The sequence below is a fragment of the Flavipsychrobacter stenotrophus genome (genome assembly GCF_002954265.1).
In the GTDB taxonomy this organism is placed as follows: domain Bacteria; phylum Bacteroidota; class Bacteroidia; order Chitinophagales; family Chitinophagaceae; genus Flavipsychrobacter; species Flavipsychrobacter stenotrophus.
On sequence record NZ_PPSL01000001.1, the window covers coordinates 688,693 to 708,683 of the forward strand.

At 42.9% G+C, this 19,991-nt stretch carries 21 protein-coding genes; 11 read left to right on the top strand and 10 right to left on the bottom strand.

Annotated features, from left to right (window positions below; genetic code table 11):
* Positions 1–29: 29 nt before the first annotated feature.
* On the bottom strand, positions 30–686 hold the full coding sequence (locus CJD36_RS03065) for a hypothetical protein (protein WP_105037627.1): 657 nt from the start codon (positions 684–686) through the stop codon (positions 30–32).
* Positions 687–828: 142 nt separating this feature from the next.
* On the opposite strand from CJD36_RS03065, the gene CJD36_RS03070 reads away from it, so the two are divergent.
* On the top strand, positions 829–1,140 hold the full coding sequence (locus CJD36_RS03070; protein ID WP_133162468.1) for a hypothetical protein: 312 nt from the start codon (positions 829–831) through the stop codon (positions 1,138–1,140).
* A 38-nt stretch (positions 1,141–1,178) separates the two neighbouring features.
* Here the strand turns inward: CJD36_RS03070 and CJD36_RS03075 are convergent, their stop codons facing one another.
* The 3 genes from CJD36_RS03075 to lepA form a co-directional block, all read right to left on the bottom strand.
* The gene (locus CJD36_RS03075; RefSeq protein WP_105037629.1) at positions 1,179–1,616 is read right to left on the bottom strand and encodes a helix-turn-helix domain-containing protein; all 438 of its coding nucleotides are present in this window, start codon (positions 1,614–1,616) and stop codon (positions 1,179–1,181) included.
* 12 nt (positions 1,617–1,628) lie between these two features.
* Positions 1,629–1,922, bottom strand: a complete 294-nt coding sequence (locus CJD36_RS23930) for a type II toxin-antitoxin system HigB family toxin (RefSeq protein ID WP_105037630.1) — start codon at positions 1,920–1,922, stop codon at positions 1,629–1,631.
* A gap of 178 nt (positions 1,923–2,100) precedes the next feature.
* A complete protein-coding gene (gene lepA, locus CJD36_RS03085; RefSeq protein WP_105037631.1) occupies positions 2,101–3,897 on the bottom strand; it encodes a translation elongation factor 4 in 1,797 nt (598 codons plus the stop codon).
* Between the two features lie 238 nt (positions 3,898–4,135).
* On the opposite strand from lepA, the gene CJD36_RS03090 reads away from it, so the two are divergent.
* Positions 4,136–4,591, top strand: coding sequence for a MarR family winged helix-turn-helix transcriptional regulator (locus tag CJD36_RS03090; RefSeq protein ID WP_105037632.1), 456 nt, complete (start codon positions 4,136–4,138; stop codon positions 4,589–4,591).
* Positions 4,592–4,596: 5 nt separating this feature from the next.
* Here CJD36_RS03090 and CJD36_RS03095 read toward each other — a convergent pair whose 3' ends face one another.
* Complete coding sequence (locus tag CJD36_RS03095; RefSeq protein WP_105037633.1) at positions 4,597–5,607, bottom strand: metal-dependent hydrolase; 1,011 nt, start codon at positions 5,605–5,607, stop codon at positions 4,597–4,599.
* Between the two features lie 324 nt (positions 5,608–5,931).
* Here CJD36_RS03095 and CJD36_RS23135 point away from each other — a divergent pair, with 324 nt between their 5' ends.
* The 4 genes from CJD36_RS23135 (at position 5,932) to CJD36_RS03115 (ending at position 11,114) form a co-directional block, all read left to right on the top strand.
* Positions 5,932–6,231 (top strand): YtxH domain-containing protein, encoded by a 300-nt coding sequence (locus CJD36_RS23135; protein WP_161499188.1) that lies wholly within the window; start codon positions 5,932–5,934, stop codon positions 6,229–6,231.
* Positions 6,232–6,489: 258 nt separating this feature from the next.
* Positions 6,490–9,000, top strand: a complete 2,511-nt coding sequence (locus CJD36_RS03105; protein WP_105037635.1) for a zinc-dependent metalloprotease — start codon at positions 6,490–6,492, stop codon at positions 8,998–9,000.
* Between the two features lie 96 nt (positions 9,001–9,096).
* A complete protein-coding gene (locus CJD36_RS03110) occupies positions 9,097–9,387 on the top strand; it encodes a hypothetical protein (protein ID WP_105037636.1) in 291 nt (96 codons plus the stop codon).
* Positions 9,388–9,440: 53 nt separating this feature from the next.
* A complete protein-coding gene (locus CJD36_RS03115; RefSeq protein WP_105037637.1) occupies positions 9,441–11,114 on the top strand; it encodes a T9SS type A sorting domain-containing protein in 1,674 nt (557 codons plus the stop codon).
* Positions 11,115–11,174: 60 nt separating this feature from the next.
* Here CJD36_RS03115 and CJD36_RS03120 read toward each other — a convergent pair whose 3' ends face one another.
* The 4 genes from CJD36_RS03120 to CJD36_RS03135 form a co-directional block, all read right to left on the bottom strand.
* Positions 11,175–13,352 (bottom strand): S9 family peptidase, encoded by a 2,178-nt coding sequence (locus CJD36_RS03120; protein ID WP_105037638.1) that lies wholly within the window; start codon positions 13,350–13,352, stop codon positions 11,175–11,177.
* Between the two features lie 150 nt (positions 13,353–13,502).
* Complete coding sequence (locus CJD36_RS03125) at positions 13,503–14,141, bottom strand: peroxiredoxin (RefSeq protein WP_105037639.1); 639 nt, start codon at positions 14,139–14,141, stop codon at positions 13,503–13,505.
* Positions 14,142–14,193: 52 nt separating this feature from the next.
* The gene (locus CJD36_RS03130; RefSeq protein WP_105037640.1) at positions 14,194–14,979 is read right to left on the bottom strand and encodes a phosphosulfolactate synthase; all 786 of its coding nucleotides are present in this window, start codon (positions 14,977–14,979) and stop codon (positions 14,194–14,196) included.
* 41 nt (positions 14,980–15,020) lie between these two features.
* Positions 15,021–15,410: a hotdog family protein gene (locus CJD36_RS03135; RefSeq protein ID WP_133162469.1), complete on the bottom strand. Its 390-nt coding sequence runs from the start codon at positions 15,408–15,410 to the stop codon at positions 15,021–15,023.
* A gap of 381 nt (positions 15,411–15,791) precedes the next feature.
* Here CJD36_RS03135 and CJD36_RS03140 point away from each other — a divergent pair, with 381 nt between their 5' ends.
* The 5 genes from CJD36_RS03140 to CJD36_RS03160 all read left to right on the top strand — a co-directional run bounded on the left by CJD36_RS03140 (position 15,792) and on the right by CJD36_RS03160 (position 18,584).
* A complete protein-coding gene (locus CJD36_RS03140; protein ID WP_105037642.1) occupies positions 15,792–16,214 on the top strand; it encodes an RrF2 family transcriptional regulator in 423 nt (140 codons plus the stop codon).
* 39 nt (positions 16,215–16,253) lie between these two features.
* Complete coding sequence (locus CJD36_RS03145; RefSeq protein ID WP_105037643.1) at positions 16,254–16,730, top strand: MarR family winged helix-turn-helix transcriptional regulator; 477 nt, start codon at positions 16,254–16,256, stop codon at positions 16,728–16,730.
* Between the two features lie 11 nt (positions 16,731–16,741).
* Positions 16,742–17,563, top strand: coding sequence for a universal stress protein (locus CJD36_RS03150; protein WP_161499189.1), 822 nt, complete (start codon positions 16,742–16,744; stop codon positions 17,561–17,563).
* 116 nt (positions 17,564–17,679) lie between these two features.
* Positions 17,680–18,249, top strand: coding sequence for a nitroreductase family protein (locus CJD36_RS03155; protein WP_105037645.1), 570 nt, complete (start codon positions 17,680–17,682; stop codon positions 18,247–18,249).
* 2 nt (positions 18,250–18,251) lie between these two features.
* The gene (locus tag CJD36_RS03160; RefSeq protein WP_105037646.1) at positions 18,252–18,584 is read left to right on the top strand and encodes a response regulator transcription factor; all 333 of its coding nucleotides are present in this window, start codon (positions 18,252–18,254) and stop codon (positions 18,582–18,584) included.
* Positions 18,585–18,669: 85 nt separating this feature from the next.
* Here the strand turns inward: CJD36_RS03160 and rimO are convergent, their stop codons facing one another.
* Positions 18,670–19,980: a 30S ribosomal protein S12 methylthiotransferase RimO gene (gene rimO / locus CJD36_RS03165; RefSeq protein WP_105037647.1), complete on the bottom strand. Its 1,311-nt coding sequence runs from the start codon at positions 19,978–19,980 to the stop codon at positions 18,670–18,672.
* Between the last annotated feature and the right edge of the window lie 11 nt (positions 19,981–19,991).

Sequence of the window (19,991 nt, forward strand, 5' to 3'; positions counted from 1 at the left end):
GGATTAAATCGGGGAAGAGTAATTTCACTTTAGCAATGACGATGCCAGTGATATGGCCGGTTGTGGCGATTAGTGATGCAGATCAAAGACATTACAGGGCCATTAAAATCTGAGGCGGTGCTGCCAAATGCAGTCCCATCACCACTGAACAGTGCATCATTAAAGAGGAAATTATATGATGCGGTCAGTGCAAAGTTCTTTTTGTTATTGAAGCTGATGGCAGGCCTTACAAACCACATATCATTAGAAAGCAGTCGGTTGAACTTACCACAGTGGCAATCTGCTGTAGTATCTTTTGAGCCAAACTCCAGTAGTTCTTCTCCAAAGAGTACATGTGCAGTAAAGTCGATATGGTCGCCAGAAAACAATCTTATGCCCAAGTTCAAACCCAGCGCATATTGCCGGTAGTTATACTTTACTCCGCTTAGGGTGAAGCCATAATCGTCGGGACTGGTGCCGTTAAAAATACTTGCATTGGCACCTGCCAATAACCTTCCTCTATACACATTGCCCGAAATCAAAAACTCGCCACCACCTAGTATCGCCTTACCGGCAGCCAGACCACCTAACCCACAATAATAGTAACCACCCTCATCACTACCATATGACCGGTAGCTGTTACCCCCGAAGGCATTGACATGAGTTGCCATAAAGAGCAATACAATGGCTAACAAGTTCCTGAACATAAGTGTGTGTTATATGGGATTTATTAGCAATTGTTGTGCCAAAAAATTATCTACAGAACAAATAACTTTGAGTAGAGTTGGGGGCTTAATGGTAGTAGTTTGCAGTTTCAGCAATAATCAACTATTAATTACAGATCATAGAATGAGCACACAAGAAACGGTTTTAAATGTAAGGTATGATGCTCCCCCGGAAATTTGGGATAAAGTACCTGTAATTTATCAACACTTAGAGGGTTGGCTAGGGTACCACGTTGATAGTAACTTGCCTTTTTGGTATAGTTTTGATGAAAATGAAAAACATATTCTCGCTTCAGTGGAACCAAGCGGTCTTCTATTTACTGGTTTAATGGAAGATGCAGAGTGGGGAATTTGGGTAAGTAATATTAAACGCTTAGCTACTGAAATCTTAGGGTATAAGGTCGGAGAAATTGAATTGGGTGAGGTTGATTATTAAGTATGTTAGACATGTCTCGGCAAGTGTTTTTATTAAGATTAAGCAGTTTCCAAAAGAACATTTCCGTCAATGCCCAGTTTAGCGTGGATACTCCGCAAAAATTCTACATCCGGTTCACGCTTGCCACTCAAAATTTGCGACACCTTAGCCTCGCCCATATTGAGAAGAATGGCCAGGCTTTTTTGATTCAGTTTTTTTTGCAGCATCTTGAAGCGGATGAGGTCTGTAAGGTGAGGTTCGTATCCTAATGCATTGGCTATTTTCTGTACATCGGTTTCATTTTCGTGAACAGATGTTACGTCTATTGGGTGCATTCCATTCCTTTCTTCGTACAATGCTACAAGGCTAGCAGTATGCTCAATCCATTTTAGTTCTGATTCCGTTAGGTTCTCTTCACCTTTGGCGGCAATTTGTTCAAGTAAAGACGACGCTTTATTGTAATTCTCTTTGTCTACAATCTTTAATATCTTTTCCATAATCCATTGCTATTATAGTTTGCTAATGTTTACTTTATCGTATTCGCTATGTGTGCCGAAAAACCTGATAAATATTGTTCTCGTTCTAAAAATTATTCTCACTATCAATCTGTAGTGATTCCCCATGATGTTGAATATAAAAAGCCCGTTACCAAAGTAATCGACTGAATTAAATGTGCTTCGGATCTCATTTAGATTCGCCCAGTCTGATGTACTTGCTTCCAGAAACCACTTTGTAATTGCATCGGACGCTTCAGGATATTGAATTTTATATTCGTTTAACGTTCCCCGGCTAATTACAACCATACCTAATTAAGTTTTTCATAAGTGTGAAGTGTTTATTTTTCGGTTCATGCCGTTAATTACAAAATTAGAAATTTAATTTCATTTTATGAAATTAAGTTGAGCCATAAAGAGTCGAGAAAATACTAAAAAAGCCGCTCCTTAAGGAGCGGCTTTACACATATAATTCAATACTTAAATATTACTCATCCAGTTTCAGCACCGCTAAAAACGCTTCCTGCGGAACTTCTACATTTCCGAACTGGCGCATACGCTTCTTACCTTCTTTCTGCTTTTCCAATAGCTTGCGTTTACGCGAGATATCACCACCATAACACTTGGCGGTAACGTCTTTGCGCATGGCCGAAATGGTTTCGCGGGCTACTATCTTGGCGCCTATGGCAGCCTGTATAGCTATCACAAACTGTTGCTTTGGCAGCAGGTCTTTCAGTTTGTTACACAACTTGCGGCCAAAATCGTTGGCGCGGCTGCGGTGTATCAATGCGCTCAATGCATCCAATGGTTCGCCATTCAACAGTATATCCATCTTGCAGATATCGCTCTCGCGATAGTCGAGTGGGGTATAGTCGAATGACGCATAACCACGGGTACATGATTTCAGCCTGTCATAAAAATCGAATACGATCTCTGTAAGTGGCAGGTCGAATATCAGTTCCACACGGGTTGGGGTGAGGTAGTTCTGGTTGATAAGTACGCCACGCTTGCCCAGACAAAGGCTCATGATGTTGCCTATATAGTCGGGAAGGGTAATGATCTGCGCACGGATAAATGGTTCTTCAATACGGTCAATGCTGCTTGGGTCGGGCATTTCCGTAGGGTTGTTTACCGTCAGGCGCTTCAACTTGTCTTTTGTTTTGTAGGCAAAGAAGCTAACGTTGGGAACTGTGGTGATAACCGTCTGGTTAAACTCGCGCTCCAAACGCTCCTGTATGATCTCCATATGGAGCATACCCAGGAAGCCGCAACGGAAACCAAAACCCAGTGCCTGCGATGTCTCTGGTTCGTAGGTGAGCGAGGCATCATTCAGCTGCAGTTTTTCCATACAGTCGCGCAGGTCTTCAAAATCGTCTGTCTCTACCGGGAATATACCGGCAAATACCATTGGCTTTACTTCCTGGAAACCACGAACGATATCGGTTGTTGGGTTGGCAATAGTAGTAATCGTATCACCCACTTTTACGTCGCGGGCGGTTTTTATACCGGTAATGATATAACCCACATTACCTACAGATACCTCTTGCTTGGGCGTAAGGGCCAGTTTCATAACGCCAATTTCATCGGCATTATATTCTGCATCTGTGTGTATGAAACGGATCTTATCATTCTTACGGAGCGTACCATTAAATACCCTGAAGTACGCAATGATACCACGGAACGAATTAAATACAGAGTCAAATATTACCGCCTGCAATGGTGCCGCGGGATCGCCCTTTGGGGCAGGTATGCGTGCAATTACAGCAGCCAGAATCTCTTCAATACCAATACCAGATTTTCCGCTTGCCAGCAGTATTTCTTCAGGCTTGCAGCCTATAAGTTCTACTATCTGGTCAGTAACTTCAGGAATCATTGCACCATCCATATCGATCTTATTGATCACCGGAATGATCTCCAGATCATTGTCGAGCGCCAGGTAGAGATTAGATATAGTTTGTGCCTGTATACCCTGAGATGCATCTACCAGCAGCAGCGCACCTTCGCAGGCTGCCAGTGCACGGGAAACTTCGTAAGAAAAGTCAACGTGACCGGGAGTATCAATGAGGTTAAGCGTGTACTTAGTACCATTCAGCTCATAGTCCATCTGTATGGCATGACTCTTAATGGTAATTCCCTTTTCACGTTCCAGGTCCATATCATCCAGTACCTGCGCCTGCATGTCGCGCGAGGTAATGGTTTTTGTAAATTCCAAAAGACGATCGGCCAGGGTGCTTTTACCATGGTCAATATGGGCTATTATACAGAAATTTCGAATGTTTTGCATATGTTTCTAAGAGGGCGCAAAGATACTATATTAATGCCTTAATACCACCTGCACTATTTCCTTGCTCGATTGTTGTTCAATTGTAATGATTTGTTAGCATTCGGGAAATATTTTCATTTTTTTATCTGATTATCAACATTTTCATACATTTGGCGTTGGACTGCACTAATTATATTTATTAATAGTGCCATTTATATTTTATCACCGTAAAATTACATGTTGCTACATACATTTGTATATGAGATTGGAGGATGCACTGAAGATGACAAAGTTTGAAAGCGAAAAACATAAGGCAACATTGAATTTGTTGTACAGCACCTATTGGCTGAAAGACCGCATGAGTGCGGCTATGAAAGAGAACGGAATTACAGCAGAGCAGTTTAATGTGCTGCGTATACTGAAGGGAATGCACCCGAAGGATATGTGTGTAAAAGATATTGGCAGCAGAATGATCGAAAAAAGTTCTAATGTCCCGCGTATCATAGATAAATTACTTTTAAAGAAGTTAGTAGAACGACACCCCTCAGCAGAAGATAAGCGCGAGACCATGGTCTCATTAACTGAAACCGGAATTGACCTATTGCAAAAGGCAAATGTGGCAATGGCAGCAGCACATAATAGTAAGATCGGTATTACAGAAGATGAAGCTATGCAACTGAATGCCTTACTAGAAAAATTGCGGATGGTCGACTAAAGAGATCACCGGCCCATAATTCTGTTAAGAAAAAGGCTGATGACATGCTTATCCCAACCACAAAATCTGCCCCGCTGAATAATAACATCATTTGACGCTTTTGGTTGCAAATAGTAATAGAAGGAAAAACGCGGGTCTGGTAACAGACCTGCTGTCATTTCACCAAAGCGGAGATCATTGAACACGAGGGTGTCATTATACCTGTTCGCTACATAATACCCTTGTGAAAACCGTTTGAGTTTTGCTAATTCGGTAGTATCGGCAACTCCATTGAATAGCTCATCCTTCTTAGCAACAAACCTGTACTGAATATCTTCCTTCCTGTCAAGAACCGACCTATAGCCAATATAAAAACCTGAATCGCTCTGTGCGACCACGTACCAGAGAATATTGTTTAGGGCAGTTGGCGTGGTGAAGTAACGATCTATGTGCATATTCTGCTTCACAAAACCGGCTTCAATTTTACGATCTACATATAATTTGTGGTAGACGGAGTTGAGGATATAAAGCGAACTGATTCCCAATGCCGCCATAATTATCTTATTGCGCACCGGACTGGTTTGTTTTAGCAGGATCAATGCGACCATTGCAATTACCGGCCAAATGCTGAAAAGAGGGTCGAGTACAAAAAAAGTATTTAAGGAAACCCGGTAGTGGCTGAAAGGCTCGAACAAGCCGGTACCGTAGACATTAAATATGTCGAGAAACAGATGCATGAATATCTGTACGCCCCATATGAACATCCAGCTGTTGAAACTAATGGCCTGTTTACTGAATAGCCTTTTTGAAGCCCATGCCAAAAGTGGGGAAATAAGTAACATAAAAAGTATAGAATGGGTAAATCCGCGGTGGGCCAACAAGTCAGATGCCACAGTCATCCAGGATGATGTAACACAATCGATATCGGGAATGCTTTGCGCCAACGCCCCAATAACCATAGCTTTTTTACCTAGCCGCTTACCTGCAACCAGCTCGCCTATACAGGCGCCAACAGCTATGTGGGTCAATGAATCCATTCTATTTCAGGCGTTAAAGAAACAACAGTTTTTTGTAAGGTTTGATATCGCAGCAATATCAAATTTTATTATGCTTTAAGCTTGCCTGTCGATAGCCACTCCGCACCAAAAATTTTGTATTGAAAGTGCAGGAGCAAGGGTGCCCATTTTATGCAGATAACCACCTACCGCAGTATTTCGGTAGAAAAAGCCGAAATAATGGGGTACTCCTCCTTCAAAAGGAGGAGAGTGTATAATGTAACTCCCATCTTGATTTACACTGGCATGGTTTTATTTATCTCTTTATCCGAAACATATTCAATCAAAAAACAAAAATCAAACAACATGAAAGCCTGGAAAATTTTGACCGGAGTAGCAATAGGAGCGGGAATCGCTTATTTGTACAACACAGAAAAAGGTGAAGACCTGCGTGCGGATATTGCTGACAACCTGAAGCAATTGAAGAAGAAAATGGATAAGATGGCCGGCACTGCTGCAACAGAATTGGCTGATGCCAAGAAGTTGATGAGCAAACAAATTGAAGGCCTGAGCGACGAAGCCCGTGAAAAGATCATGGACCTCTTGGAAGAAGGAACTGAGCAGGCTAAGAAAGGCAAAAATGCAGTAAACAGAATGATGGCTTAGTTTAAGTGAAAACTTAAATTTTAAAAGTAAAAAGTGTGTAACGTAATAATACACGTAATTTTTTTACATAGTGGTGCGGTCCCGGTCTATTGGTCGGGGCCGCTTTTTTTAACTATCAACCCAGAGTAACATCAGAATTGTCAAATTGAAATTGGGTGAAATTCTGTGGTATTTATTGAATAAGTGCCAAATTGTTAGACACCTTTGCTATATTGCTAGTCCTTGTTTTATAAAAGGACTAAAACAATAGCATTATAAATGAAAAAGTATGTGATCGCATCACTTTTTGTGTGCATAGCTGTGTCGGCTGTCGCCAAGAAGAAACATAAAGGAGCTACACCTCCGCCTGCAGCAAAATCTGCCGATAGCACCGCATCTGCAGCAGGGTCAAAAAAAGGACCAAAACCTTATGACAAGGTAATTACAGATAAAGCTGTAACAAAGAAAGGACTGTTCAACGTGCACAAAGTTGAGGATAAGTGGTACTTCGAAATACCCGATTCTTTGCTGAAAAGAGAAATGATCGTTACTACCCGCTATACTAAAACTGCTGGTGGTGGCGGTGTATATGCCGGTGAAATGGAAAATCAGCAGACGATATTGTGGGAAAGAGGCCCCAATAAAAATGTTTTGCTGCGCGTTGTGACAGTAATTGGTGTAGCGGATTCTACAAGTGACATCTACAAAGCAGTAACCAATTCCAACCTTAATCCTATTGCGGAATCTTTCGATATAAAGGCTTACGGTAAAGATTCATCGGTAGTTATTGATGTATCTGATTACTTTAAGGGCGACAACCAGCCTATAAGCCTGGGTGCATATACTAAGAAGCGTTTTAACCTGGGTGGCCAGATAGGCGACAGGTCGTACATTCAGAGTATCAATTCTTACCCAATTAACACGGAGGTAAGGGTAGTACGCACTTTCGGGTCTACACCTTCTTTCGGCCCATCGGCACCGTCACCAATTCCATCTACTACTTTCCCTGCAGCCTATGCTACAGGAGCGGTAACATTGGAAATGAACAACTCTTTCATCCTTTTACCTAAAGTGCCCATGGCCAGGCGTTCTTACGACTCCCGCGTTGGTTTCTTTGCCGATGATTTTGTTGAATTTGGAGATAATCAGCAGAAAGCGGAAAACAATGTGTTCATCTGCCGCTGGAGATTGGAAGCTAAGGATGAAGACATGGTCAAATGGAAGAACGGGGAACTGGTAGAGCCAAAGAAACCAATCGTTTATTATATAGACCCGGCTACACCGAAGAAATGGAGACCATACCTTATTGCCGGTATCAATGACTGGCAGAAGGCGTTTGAGCAGGCGGGCTTTAAAAATGCAATTATGGGTAAGGAGTGGGATCCAAAAGATTCTACCAGCAACCTGGAAGATGCCCGTTTCTCTGTGTTGCGTTACCTGCCGAGTGAGGTGGCCAATGCTTATGGTCCTAATGTACATGATCCGCGTTCGGGTGAGATCATTGAAAGCCACATAGGCTGGTACCATAATGTAATGAAGCTGGTACATGACTGGTATATGATACAGGCAGCAGCGGTAGATCCGAAGGCCCGTAAAATGGAATTTGATGACGAACTGATGGGACAATTGATCCGTTTTGTATCATCACATGAAGTAGGACATACATTGGGATTAAGGCATAACATGGGTAGCAGCAGCCGAACGCCGGTAGAAAAACTTCGTGATAAGGATTGGGTAACTGCTCATGGTCATACTGCTTCTATAATGGACTATGCCCGTTTCAACTATGTGGCACAGCCGGAAGATAACATGCCGGAGACCAACATGTTTCCGCGCATAGGTGATTATGATAAGTGGGCCATACAGTGGGGCTATAAATCATCATTTGCCGCTAACGAAAAGGAAGATCAGAAGATAACCAACAAGTGGATAGTAGACAGCCTGAAGGTTAATCCGAGATTGTGGTTCGGTACAGAAAGTAATCCATTTGATCCGCGTTCACAGACAGAAGACCTAGGTGACAACAGCATGAAGGCCAGCGAATACGGCCTTCGTAATCTGAAGCGCATTATTGTGCAGCTGCCTGAGTGGACCAAGGAAGAAGCAGACAGGTATGAGAACCTGAGGGATGTGTATAGTGCATTGGTAGGGCAGTATGGCCGCTACATGGGTCATGTATTGAAGAATGTAGGTGGTGTGTATGAGACACCAAAGAGCATAGAGCAAAAGGACGAAGAGGTATATGAACCTACACCAACTGCGATCCAAAAAGAGGCTGTAACCTTCCTCAATAAGCAATGCTTTGAAACACCAAGCTGGTTGTTGAATAAGGAGATCCTGAATAAAATAAGCAATCCGGTAGCATCTGAGTCGGTAAGCAATGTACAGGTAGCTATTTTGAATAACCTGCTATCGGTAGGCCGAATGAACCGTATGGCAGTTACCAGCAATCGCTTTGGTGATAAGAAGACCTATACTGTAGACGTAATGATGGAAGACTTGAAGAAAGGTGTGTGGAGTGAACTGACATCACATAAACCGATCGACGGTCTTCGCCGTAACCTGCAGAAGGCTTATGTTGATGCCCTGATCGGTATCATTAATCCTGCTCCCGGCCAGTCGCCAACACTCGTGCGCAATAATGATGCGGTATCTGTAGCGCGAGCGCAGCTGGTTGTACTTAAAACACAATCTGCCGCAGCAGCAAATGGTATGGGAGATAAGATGAGCAAATATCATCTTCAGGACATTGCTGCCCGAATTACAAAGGCGCTTGACCCTAAGAGCTAAGACCTCTATTGGTAATTTACTAAACAGTAAGCCCTCGCTTGTCGGTGGCTTACTGTTTTAACATGATTATTGTACATTTATAAAAACTTAACTGCTATGATAGAAATTATTGTGCTCATTTTTTTGAGCCGAAACATAGGTTACCTTGCTCAGGATAAAGGTTTGAAGCCGGGATTATGGAAGTTTTATGTGGTATTGGCATGGATACTTACTGAGTTTTCGGTAGCGGTTGTTGGTGGAATGCTACAGTTGGAAATAGTTCCAATTCTCCTGATCGCTTATCCGCTTGCTTTTGTTTCTTATCTGATCCTCAAAACGATGTTGAAACGTATGCCGGACAAAGACGAATGGATCAATGATATCGGGAGTAGCAATGAAGGAATTTAGCATTAAAGAGCAATGACTATCACCTATTAATTCATTAACTATAAGTCTTTATTATGAAAAAGATATACTTTGTTGTTTTGTTTTGTCTTGTATCCTACAGTGCTTTTTGTACTATTGGGCCAATAAACGGTACTAATACTATGTGTCATGGAGCTACTTCTGCACTAAGTGATACCACTATTGGCGGCATATGGTCAAGCAGTGATACATTTATAGCGGCTATTGATCTGGCAGGTGTCGTATCGACTCCTTATGCAGCCAGCGGCACAGTTACGATCACCTACACGGTGGGGACATCTTTTGTTACTACATCATTTACTGTCAATCCATTGCCCTATATCGCTAGTGTCAGTCCAACTATTTGTGGCGTGGGAACGACTGTTTCTTTGAGTGCTTCGCCCATTGGTGGAAGCTGGTCAACTTCTGTGCCTGCCGTTGCAACAGTTGATCTTTCTGGTCATGCTACTTCCCTAGCAGGAGGGAATACTATCATTTCCTACTCTCTTCCCACCGGCTGCTCCGATCAGATCAGCATTATCGTTGATAGTAGTCCGGTCATCACCATTACCCATACCGGATTATGTTCCTTAAATGATACTTTGCTGGCGCATGGGGGCTCGGGTGTGTTTATGTGGACAAAAGCCTCGGGAATTTCATCCGGATTGAGTTGCTCAGTTTGCAATCCGGTTATTGTACACACGTTTGTTACAGATACCCTAATCGCGCATGAAACATCTTCCTTTGGCTGTGCAGATTCGGGAATCATTGTGATTAATGGCGACCGTATCTCAGGGAGACTTTTTTATCCATCTCCTGCCCCCACAAACACAGAGTCGAAAGTATGGTTAATACATTATAATCCTACCGATAGCAGCATTGCTGCGGTCGACTCTATAACTACTTGTGAGATGGGAGCGGGCTATGCCGATTATTTATTTTATAATCAGCCGCCGGGCAATTATCTTGTCAAAGCAAAATTAATTTACGGAAGTGCACCCGGCACAAGCGGTTTTATTCCTACTTACGGTTTGTCAACTCCATATTGGGATTCTGCTGAGACTATTATACATACTGCAGGTGCCACAGATGGTTTAACTACTTCTATTACCATGCGTTACGGTATCGTTCCTGCGGGCCCGGGCTTTGTAAGTGGTTATGTATATACAGGCGCGGGTAAAAATACTACTACGGAAGTACCTGCCAGCAATATGCTTGTATATCTTAAAGATGCTACAGGAAAGGTGCTGACCTATACTTATACAGATGCCCTGGGAGTGTATACCTTCAGTGGACTGGCGAGTGGTACATATTATATCTATCCTCAGGAATTTAGCTATTATACTTCTCAGTCTGCTCCGGTAGTATTGTCTTCGTCGTCTATCTCGGCCACAGCCGTTAACTTTAAGCAACATACTACCTCTGGCACTATCACGCCATATGCGTGGGCTGCCAGCGTGCCTAATACCAATAATAAGAATCATTTTGAAATCAACCCCAATCCCGCAAATAGTTATTTAAATGTGGAATGGGATAACCTTGCAGTAGGCGCAGGGACTGTTACGCTCACAGACATTATGGGGAGAGTAGTTTTGACTAGTGCTATCAATATAAATGATAAAAACGGCACACTAAAACTGGATCTTGAAGGGCAAAAGGAAGGCATTTACTATATAAATATTACTTCTGCAGCAACAAATTTCAATGAAAAACTAGTCATTGTAAGGTAGGATTGTAGGGCACAGAATTATAATAAAGAAGGGGTACCAACGGCGCCCCTTCTTTATTAATTAGAGATTATCCAGTATGAACTGTGTCATTCTTCTATACAAGTGATTGCGGGTATTGCCTCCCGATATGCCGTGGGCTTTGTCGGGGTAGTACTCACTGTCGAAGTCTTTGTCGGCTTTTATCAGGGCTGTAGTGAACATTACCGAGTTCTGGAAATGTACATTGTCATCGGCGGTGCCGTGTATGTAGAGGAACTTACCTTTCAGCTTATCTGCCATTTTCTCCGGTGAGTTGTCGTCGTAACCTGTCGGGTTTTCCTGAGGGGTACGCATGTAACGCTCAGTGTAGATATTGTCGTAATAACGCCAGTTAGTAACGGGTGCTACTGCTATAGCTGTTTTGAATACATCATTACCTTTCAATATGCAGGTGCTGCTCATAAAGCCGCCATAGCTCCAACCCCATATACCGATTCGGCTCTTGTCTACATAGGGTAGGTTAGCAAGATTCTTAGCTACTGCTATCTGGTCGGCGCTTTCGTACTTGCCAAGTGTCAGGTAGGTCTTCTTGCGGAATGCCTCGCCACGGTATCCTGTACCAGTTCCGTCTACGCAGATAACAATGTAGCCTTTCTGAGCCAGCATCTGGTGCCACCAATAGTTACCTACGGGGAATTTGTCTGCAACCTCTTGTGATCCGGGTCCGCTATATTGGTACATCAAAACCGGATATTTCTTATGCTTGTCGAAATCGGGTGGGGTTATCATCCAGCCATTAAGGCTGTTGCTTGCACCTCTGAATTTCATGAACCTGATATCGCCCATGGCGTATTCTTTCATTTTGTCGGCAAGTACCTTGTTGTCTTCCAGCGTGCGTATGATGTTGCCCGATGCATTGATCAAACGGTATACCGGCACCTTATCCAGTCTTGAATATTTATCAAGAAAGAAGTTAAACCCTTCGCATGGGGTGATGTTGTGCATGCCGGGAGCAGGAGTAAGGCATCGTTTGCCGCTGCCGTCCCAATTTACAACATACAGATTCCTGTGCATTGGCGATACTTCAGCTGCTGTATAATATACCAGCTTTCTGTCCAGATCAACACCCGTCAGCGATTCAATATCAAAGTTGCCGGGGGTAAGGTCTGTGATCTTATCATTGTCCCAATTGTATTTGTACAGGTGGTTCCAGCCGTTCTGTTCACTGCCCAGTATCATAGAGTGGCCATCGGGTAGGAAGGTGATCTCGTCATTGATAGAGATATAGCTTTTGTTCTTTTCCCTATATATAACCCTTGTAACTCCGGTATTTGCATTGGCCATCAGTAGCTCCAGCTTGTTCTGCAGGCGGTTCATCCGGTATACGCAAAGCCTTTTAGCACTCTCTGTCCATTTGATGCGGGGGATGTAAACATTTGTCTCAGGGCCAATGTCAGCCTTTACTACCTGCTTACTTTGCAGGTCGTAGATCTTGATCTCTATTACAGAGTTACGCTCACCCGCCTTAGGATATTTGTAAGTGTATTGCTCGGGGTAAAGGCCTGTGTACTTAGCCATGTTATATTCTGGTACCTTGCTTTCATCGAAGCGAAACCATGCCAGGTGGGAACCGGTGCTGTTCCATTCAAATGCGCGGGTAAAAGAGAATTCTTCTTCATATACCCAATCACAATTACCGTTGATGATGCTGTTCTTTTCACCATCAGTAGATACCTGCACCAATTCGTCTGTCTTCAAGTCTTTATAGAAAAGGTTGTTGTTTTTTACGAAGGCCACTTTAGTGCCATCGGGTGAGAAGGTAGCATGCAGCACCTTGTCTTTGTCAAGTAGCTTTATGTCGCCCGATGCTATGTCATAAACATACACATGCTGCAGTATGGAGCGGCGATATATATTCTCATTGTCAGTCTTGAGCAACAGTTTGTGCTCATCTTTACTGAAGGTGTATTCACTTACCTTTATTTCAGTGCCGTTGTATGTCTGGGTACTGTTGTCAAATATAGTCTTGCTCACCTTTCCTGTTTCCAGATTGTAGATGCGTATATACTGATGCTTGTTCTCTTCATCCTGCTGGGTGTACCGCTTGCCATCTTGCATGGCATTAAAGCCCGGAACATCCTTTACCCTGAAAGTATAATTTTTGTAGAGGTCATCTAGGGTGATCTTCTTAGAGCCGTTCTGGCCATAAGATACCTGTACAGACAATACGGCTATTACCAGCCACAATGATTTGCGCATAAGCAGATTTGATTATCTGCCGTAAAAGTAGTGCGTAATACCCAAAATGTCTGCATATTGGGTATCACCCTAAGAGAGGGAGTTTAGAAAGTAATATATGCCCGATGATTTCGCATCGGGCATATCAGGTGGGTATTCTTCATTAAAAATCTAGTCCTTATCCGGCTGCGGGGTATACCTCAGATACGGCTTTACGATTTTTACGCCCTTCGGGAATTTTGTCTGAGCATCTTCGGTGCTTACAGAAAGGGCTATGATCACATCTTCACCGTGCTTCCAGTCGGCAGGAGTAGCCACGCTATATTCTGCAGCTAGTTGTAGTGAGTCAATAACGCGAAGCACTTCCGTAAAGTTGCGGCCGGTAGAGGCAGGGTAGGTGAGGGTCAGCTTTATCTTCTTGTCTGGGCCTATAATAAATAGTGAGCGAACAGTTGCGGTGGCCGATGCATTAGGATGTATCATATCATACAGTTCCGCCACATTGCGGTTTTCATCGGCTATTATCGGAAAGTCGACAATTGTATGTTGTGTTTCGTTGATGTCCGCTATCCAGCCAAAGTGTTTGTCTATCGGGTCTACACTAACAGCCAGTACTTTCACATTGCGCTTTGCGAACTCATCTTTAAGTTGCGCTGTTCGCCCTAGTTCGGTCGTACAAACCGGCGTGTAGTCGGCTGGGTGCGAGAATAATATACCCCAGCTATCGCCCAGGTATTCATGAAACCTGATGTCGCCCACCGATGTGATGGCGCTGAAATCGGGAGCGGTATCTCCGAGTCTTAATGACATAAACTTATATTTTAAATGAGGATGATAATTTACTGATTATGAATGTAGACATCTAAATTTTCTGTTTCGCTTCTTTGTTTTTATTGAGGTATAAGTAGAAAGTGTCACCCCTCAGTCCTATGCGCATGGCTTCCAGTGCTATGAGTTCTGAAGGCGCTATATTGCCCAGGTTCACATTAGCTCCAAGTAGTTCGAGGAAGTACAGTTGCTGCGCCTTCTGTGGAGCCTCCCATATTATCTGCTCCGCAGGAATCTGGGTGAGTATTTCCTGCACCAGTCCTTCACGAACTTCACCTGTGCCCCTGTATATACCTACATTGCCTGCTTCGCGTGCTTCCGCTATCACATAAGATGAGCCAGCTTGTAGCTCTGCCCGCATCAGTTCTATCCATTTGTAAGGCGGAATGATGTGCTCAGCATCTTTAGATCCCACTTCAGATAATACGGTCACATGTTTGGCTAGCTGCTCTATATACCGGCACTTGTCGGCATGCGGTATGGTTATAGATCCGTCCGATACTTCTACATATTGCAGGTTGTATTCCTTTACGAGGTTTAGGTAATCTTCAAATTGACCACGGACTATAAAAGCTTCGAACAGTGTTCCGCCAAAGTACACCGGTATATCAAACTCGCGGTATATCTCCATTTTACCGATAAGGTTATTGGTAACGAATGCAGTACCAAAGCCTAGTTTTACAATGTCGGCATATGCGGCAGATACAGATAGGAAATCTCTTACCCCTCTTAATCCCAGTCCTTTGTCCATTATCATGGTTAGTCCATTTACTCTCGGTTTGGCTGTGCGGGCAGGTATGCTATTTAATTGAAAATTCATGTGTGCTGTTATTTTTTAGATTGACAATATTTATGGTTATTTTATGCGAAAGCCGGCATTCGCGTGGTAACGTGGTCTTTCGATTGGAAGACGAATCGCCCCTCACCAATGGTTATTTTTTTATTGGTTCGCTTGCGGATAATGATGTCTATCAGCAGACTGTCGTTTCTGGTAGTAGTGTATTGCGACTCAATTTCAACGGCATCTCCCAATGCTGCCTGATCAATAAAATCAATCTCATAATGAGATGCAGATATACGATCGTAATTGATACTGCCGAAAGCCTTTTTAATTGCCTGGTCGTTCAGCTTTATCATTTCATTAAGTAGCTTGCACACTGCCAGTACGCCTTCTTTGTTCAGATTCTCATTGCCTACTATAAAACGTTTGGTCAGTAGGCTATAGTTCTTTAGTTGTTCTGTAAATTCCATTGTGTTTTTTTTTGTTGATTGAAGGTATTGCCCAAACGAAAAAATGGCTTCACGCTGTGTGCGTAAAGCCATTTAATAAAATGTTCATTAAATAAAAGCTTAACAGCTACAACAGCATCCGGTTATTGTTTTACAACAACAACAGATATTCTGTGCAGCAATTTTGCTATTTAATGTATTGATGTTTTTCATGGTTAAGTACCTTGTAATTTCTTTTTGACCGGTCAAAGATAATGATAAATATTTTAGTCCACCAAATTAGTAGACTATTTTATTTTGAACTGTTTTTTATATTATTACGTACATTATTAACTTAGCATGAATTGTTAAGGATGATTTTGTATTATTGTCATTTCAATGTCAGAGAAAAAATAATTAAATATGCTCTCAAAGAAAGCTCAGTATGCACTTAAAGCCACCGGATACCTTGCTACAAGGTTTAACGGAGGCCCTGTGCAGATATCAGAGATATCAGAAAGGAAGAAGATCCCACTAAAATTCCTTGAAAATATTCTGCTGGAGCTTAGAAAAGCCGGTGTACTGGAAAGTAAAAAAGGTAAGGGTGGGGGATACTACCTGCTTGAATCGCCCGAAAAAGTTTCTTTGGCAAAGATCATCCGAATAGTGGATGGTCCCATCTCTATGCTGCCATGTGTGAGTCTACACTTCTATAAGAAATGCGCTGATTGCGAGGAAGATGTATGCAAGATCAACCAGGTATTCATTGAAACACGAGACGCAACTATAGGCGTGCTGGAGCATAAGACCCTAAACGATATCATAGAAGGAGTAGCGAAAAAATAGTTTGGCAATTAATAGTCAAGTATTTAACTTTGTGTGGCTATGAGCGATGCAAAGAATGAGATCATTGCTGAATTTACTAAAGAGATCCTCAGGGTCAATCTTGCATTTAGGCAATATATACAGGCCAAATTGAGGGCTGAAAATATGGACCTGACCTTCGAGATGGTTCAGGTGCTCGGCTGCCTTTGGACTTCTGATGGCATCAATCAGCAGGAAATAGCCAATATTACGGTGAAGGATAAGGCCAGCATGACCTACCTTATAGATAACCTCACCAAACGCAGGCTGGTATACCGCCAGGAAGATACCAACGACAGAAGAAACAAGATCATATTTTTAACGGACACGGGTAAGGCATTGCAAGCAAAGATGCAACCCTGGCTTTGGGAGATGCATGACTTTGCCGGCTCTGATATGCCTGCCGAAATGATAACCGGCTGCATGAAAGTACTGGAGAAATTCAGAGAGAATCTGAGACCGGCATGCGATGGATGTACCGAAAAACCACACAATTAAAAACCACACACATGACACCAACCATAATCATTACCAACGATTTTTCTGAATCTGCACACAATGCAATTGACTATACCTGCAAATTGATTGGCGACAGTCAAATAAACATTCAATTGCTGCATATTTATACAATGCCGGTCAATTATACTTCTGATGCCGTTGCCCTGTCTTCCTTGAAAGATGACTATGACATAAACCAGGATAATCTGGACCATGATGTAGAACGCACCCGGGAAAAGTATCCTCACTTAAATATCTTGGGTAAGACTGTAGTCGGTGGATTGATAGAGACCTTAAGAGACCAGATAGATGAGGTAAAACCGGAGATAATAGTGATGGGTGCCGTTGGCGATTATGAGAACCTATGGATGTGGGATAGCGAACTGTTGAACTCATTGACCAGCCTGGCTGTACCATTGTTACTGGTACCTGCTCACGTAGCGTTTACGCCTATCACTAATATTGGTTTTGCATGTGATTATCGTACCGTCCTTGCATCGCGCCAGGTGAGTTTTCTTAAATGGCTGGTAGGGCACACCAAGGCCGGCTTGCATGTGGTACATGTATCTACTACTAAACTGGAGGTTACAGCGGTTGAAAAAGAAAATGAGGCCATTGTACATGATCTGCTGGATGATGTGAAGCCGCAGTACTATGGTATCGAAAATCCGCATGTAATAGAGAGTATTGCATCTTTTGTAAAGGAGCACAACCTCGATTTTCTTGTTGTTATTCCGCATAGCCATGGTGTTTGGTATAATATCTTCCATCAGAGCCATACCAAGCAACTGGCCAAATTGAACAATATGCCTATTCTGGCATTGCACGATTAAGGGCTAGCAATTTCTTCACACGCCTACAACCTCGGTAAAGCAATAACGATATTACTATTTCAAATAAATGTACGTACATACGTTTCTTGCATTTGTATTCAATTTCAGACACAAAAATGATAAAACAAGCAAATACAAATGGTCCCGTTTTGGACCTTATACGCAACAGGTGGAGCCCACGTTCATTCTCTGATAAACAGATCTCGCAGACAGACCTGGATACAATACTTGAAGCGGCCAGTTGGTCGGCAAGTGCTGCCAATGAGCAGCCGTGGGAGTATTATTATGCATTTAATGGTACAGATGGTTTTCAGAAACTGCATGACGGATTAGCTGTCTTCAACCAGACCTGGGCTAAAAATGCATCGGTATTGATCGCTGCTGTAGCCAGAAAAAACATGGCGGCAAACGGCAATGAAAACAAATGGGCGGTACATGATCTGGGTATGGCTAATACGACTATGTTTCTGCAGGCGTCTTCTATGGATATATATGCACATGGTATGGGTGGTTTCGATCAACATATTATATCATTGGCATTGAATTTAGGTGAGGATAAGGAGTTGGTTTGTATGATAGCCCTCGGCTACCTTGGTGAGGCTGATAAACTACCTGAACCATACAAAACAAGGGAATTGACGCCAAGGGATAGAAAGCCATTAGCTGATTTTACTACAAAGCTTTAAATATGTTGCAGATTCTTGTTGTTTCGCATAATGAGGAATTATTGACAAAGATGCTGGGCATTATTGCAACAGAAGAAGATTGGCATGCAGAAGGGGCAGGTGATGACGAAAAGGCAATTGAACTATTTCAAAGTCACCAGCACGATCTGGTGGTAATTTCGGGTGTGAATGAACAAAGTGAGGCAAAGTTGAAGGCGATAATGAGAAGGGTTTGTCCGCAGGTGAATATACTGTTATATGCGGGTGGTGATGATTGGTTCTTAAAGGCGCAGATCAATACCATAATGGGGATGAATGACGAACAGGCACCTGTTTTGGATAATCCGTTTAAATAGGAATTAGTGATCTGAGTTGGAAATGCCCTGAGTAACAAAGTTGCTCAGGGCATTTTTATGATTGTACTTTTTAGAATTTTACCTGTTATGCGACTACTTCACCTTCCAGATCGTAATCGAATGCTTTGGTGATACGTACATTAACGAAATCGCCAATTGGCAGGGCTTTTTTGCTTTCAATAACTACTTCGTTATCTACTTCAACACTGTCGAATTCGGTACGGGCAAGGTAACGGCCGGCTTCTTTTTTGTCGATGATCACTTTGAAAACTTTACCAACTTTCTCCTGGTTCTTTTCAAGCGAAATTTCCTGCTGTACCTCCATTATTTCCTGCGCACGTTCTTCCTTTTCTTCAGCAGAAATGTTGTCGACCAATCCGTATGCTGATGTGTTTTCCTCGTGGGAGTAAGTAAAGATACCTACGCGATCCAGGCGTTCTTCTTCCAGGAAGTTTTTCAGATCTTCTACATCGTCACGTGTTTCGCCGGGGAAGCCTGTGATAAGGGTGGTGCGGATACAGATACCCGGAACACGATCACGAACATTGGCCAGCAATTCAGTAATATCCTTGCGGGTGATCTGGCGCTTCATGGCAGTAAGCATGTTGTCGGAAATATGCTGCAACGGCATATCGAGGTAGTTGCAGATATTATCCCTTTCACGCATTACATCCAGTATTTCCAACGGAAATTTATGCGGGTAAGCGTAGTGTAGACGGATCCAAGTAAGGCCCGGCACATCGCTCAGGTGCTTCAATAATTCAGATAAAGCACGTTTTTTGTAAATATCAAGACCGTAGTAAGTAAGCTCCTGCGCTATGAGCATGATCTCTCTTACACCCATGTTTACAAGGCGCTTAGCCTCTGCTACTACTTCTTCTATTGTCTTAGATACATGCTGGCCACGCATCAGAGGGATGGCGCAGAAAGAGCAGGTACGGTTACAACCTTCAGATATTTTGAGGTACGCGTAGTGCTTTGGTGTTGCCAGCATACGTTCGCCGATCAATTCCGCACGGTAGTCAGCATTGAACTGTTTCATCATCAATGGCAATTCCATTGTGCCGAACCAGGCATCCACCTCTGGTATTTCGTTCATCAGGTCGTTGCGGTAGCGTTCGCTAAGGCAACCAGTAACATATACTTTATCCAGCTTACCACTGCGCTTCAGATCTACCTGCTGCAGTATGGTATTGACGCTTTCTTCTTTTGCCTTATCAATAAAGCCACAGGTATTCACCACCACAATGTTGTGGTCCAGCTTACGGTTCTCGTGCACAGATTCTATGCCGTTGGCCTGCAACTGTCCGCTAAATACCTCGCTATCAACCATATTCTTGGAGCAGCCGAGTGTAATGATGTTTACCTTATCTTTTTTTAATGTTCTTGCCTTCATTGTTTAGTCGT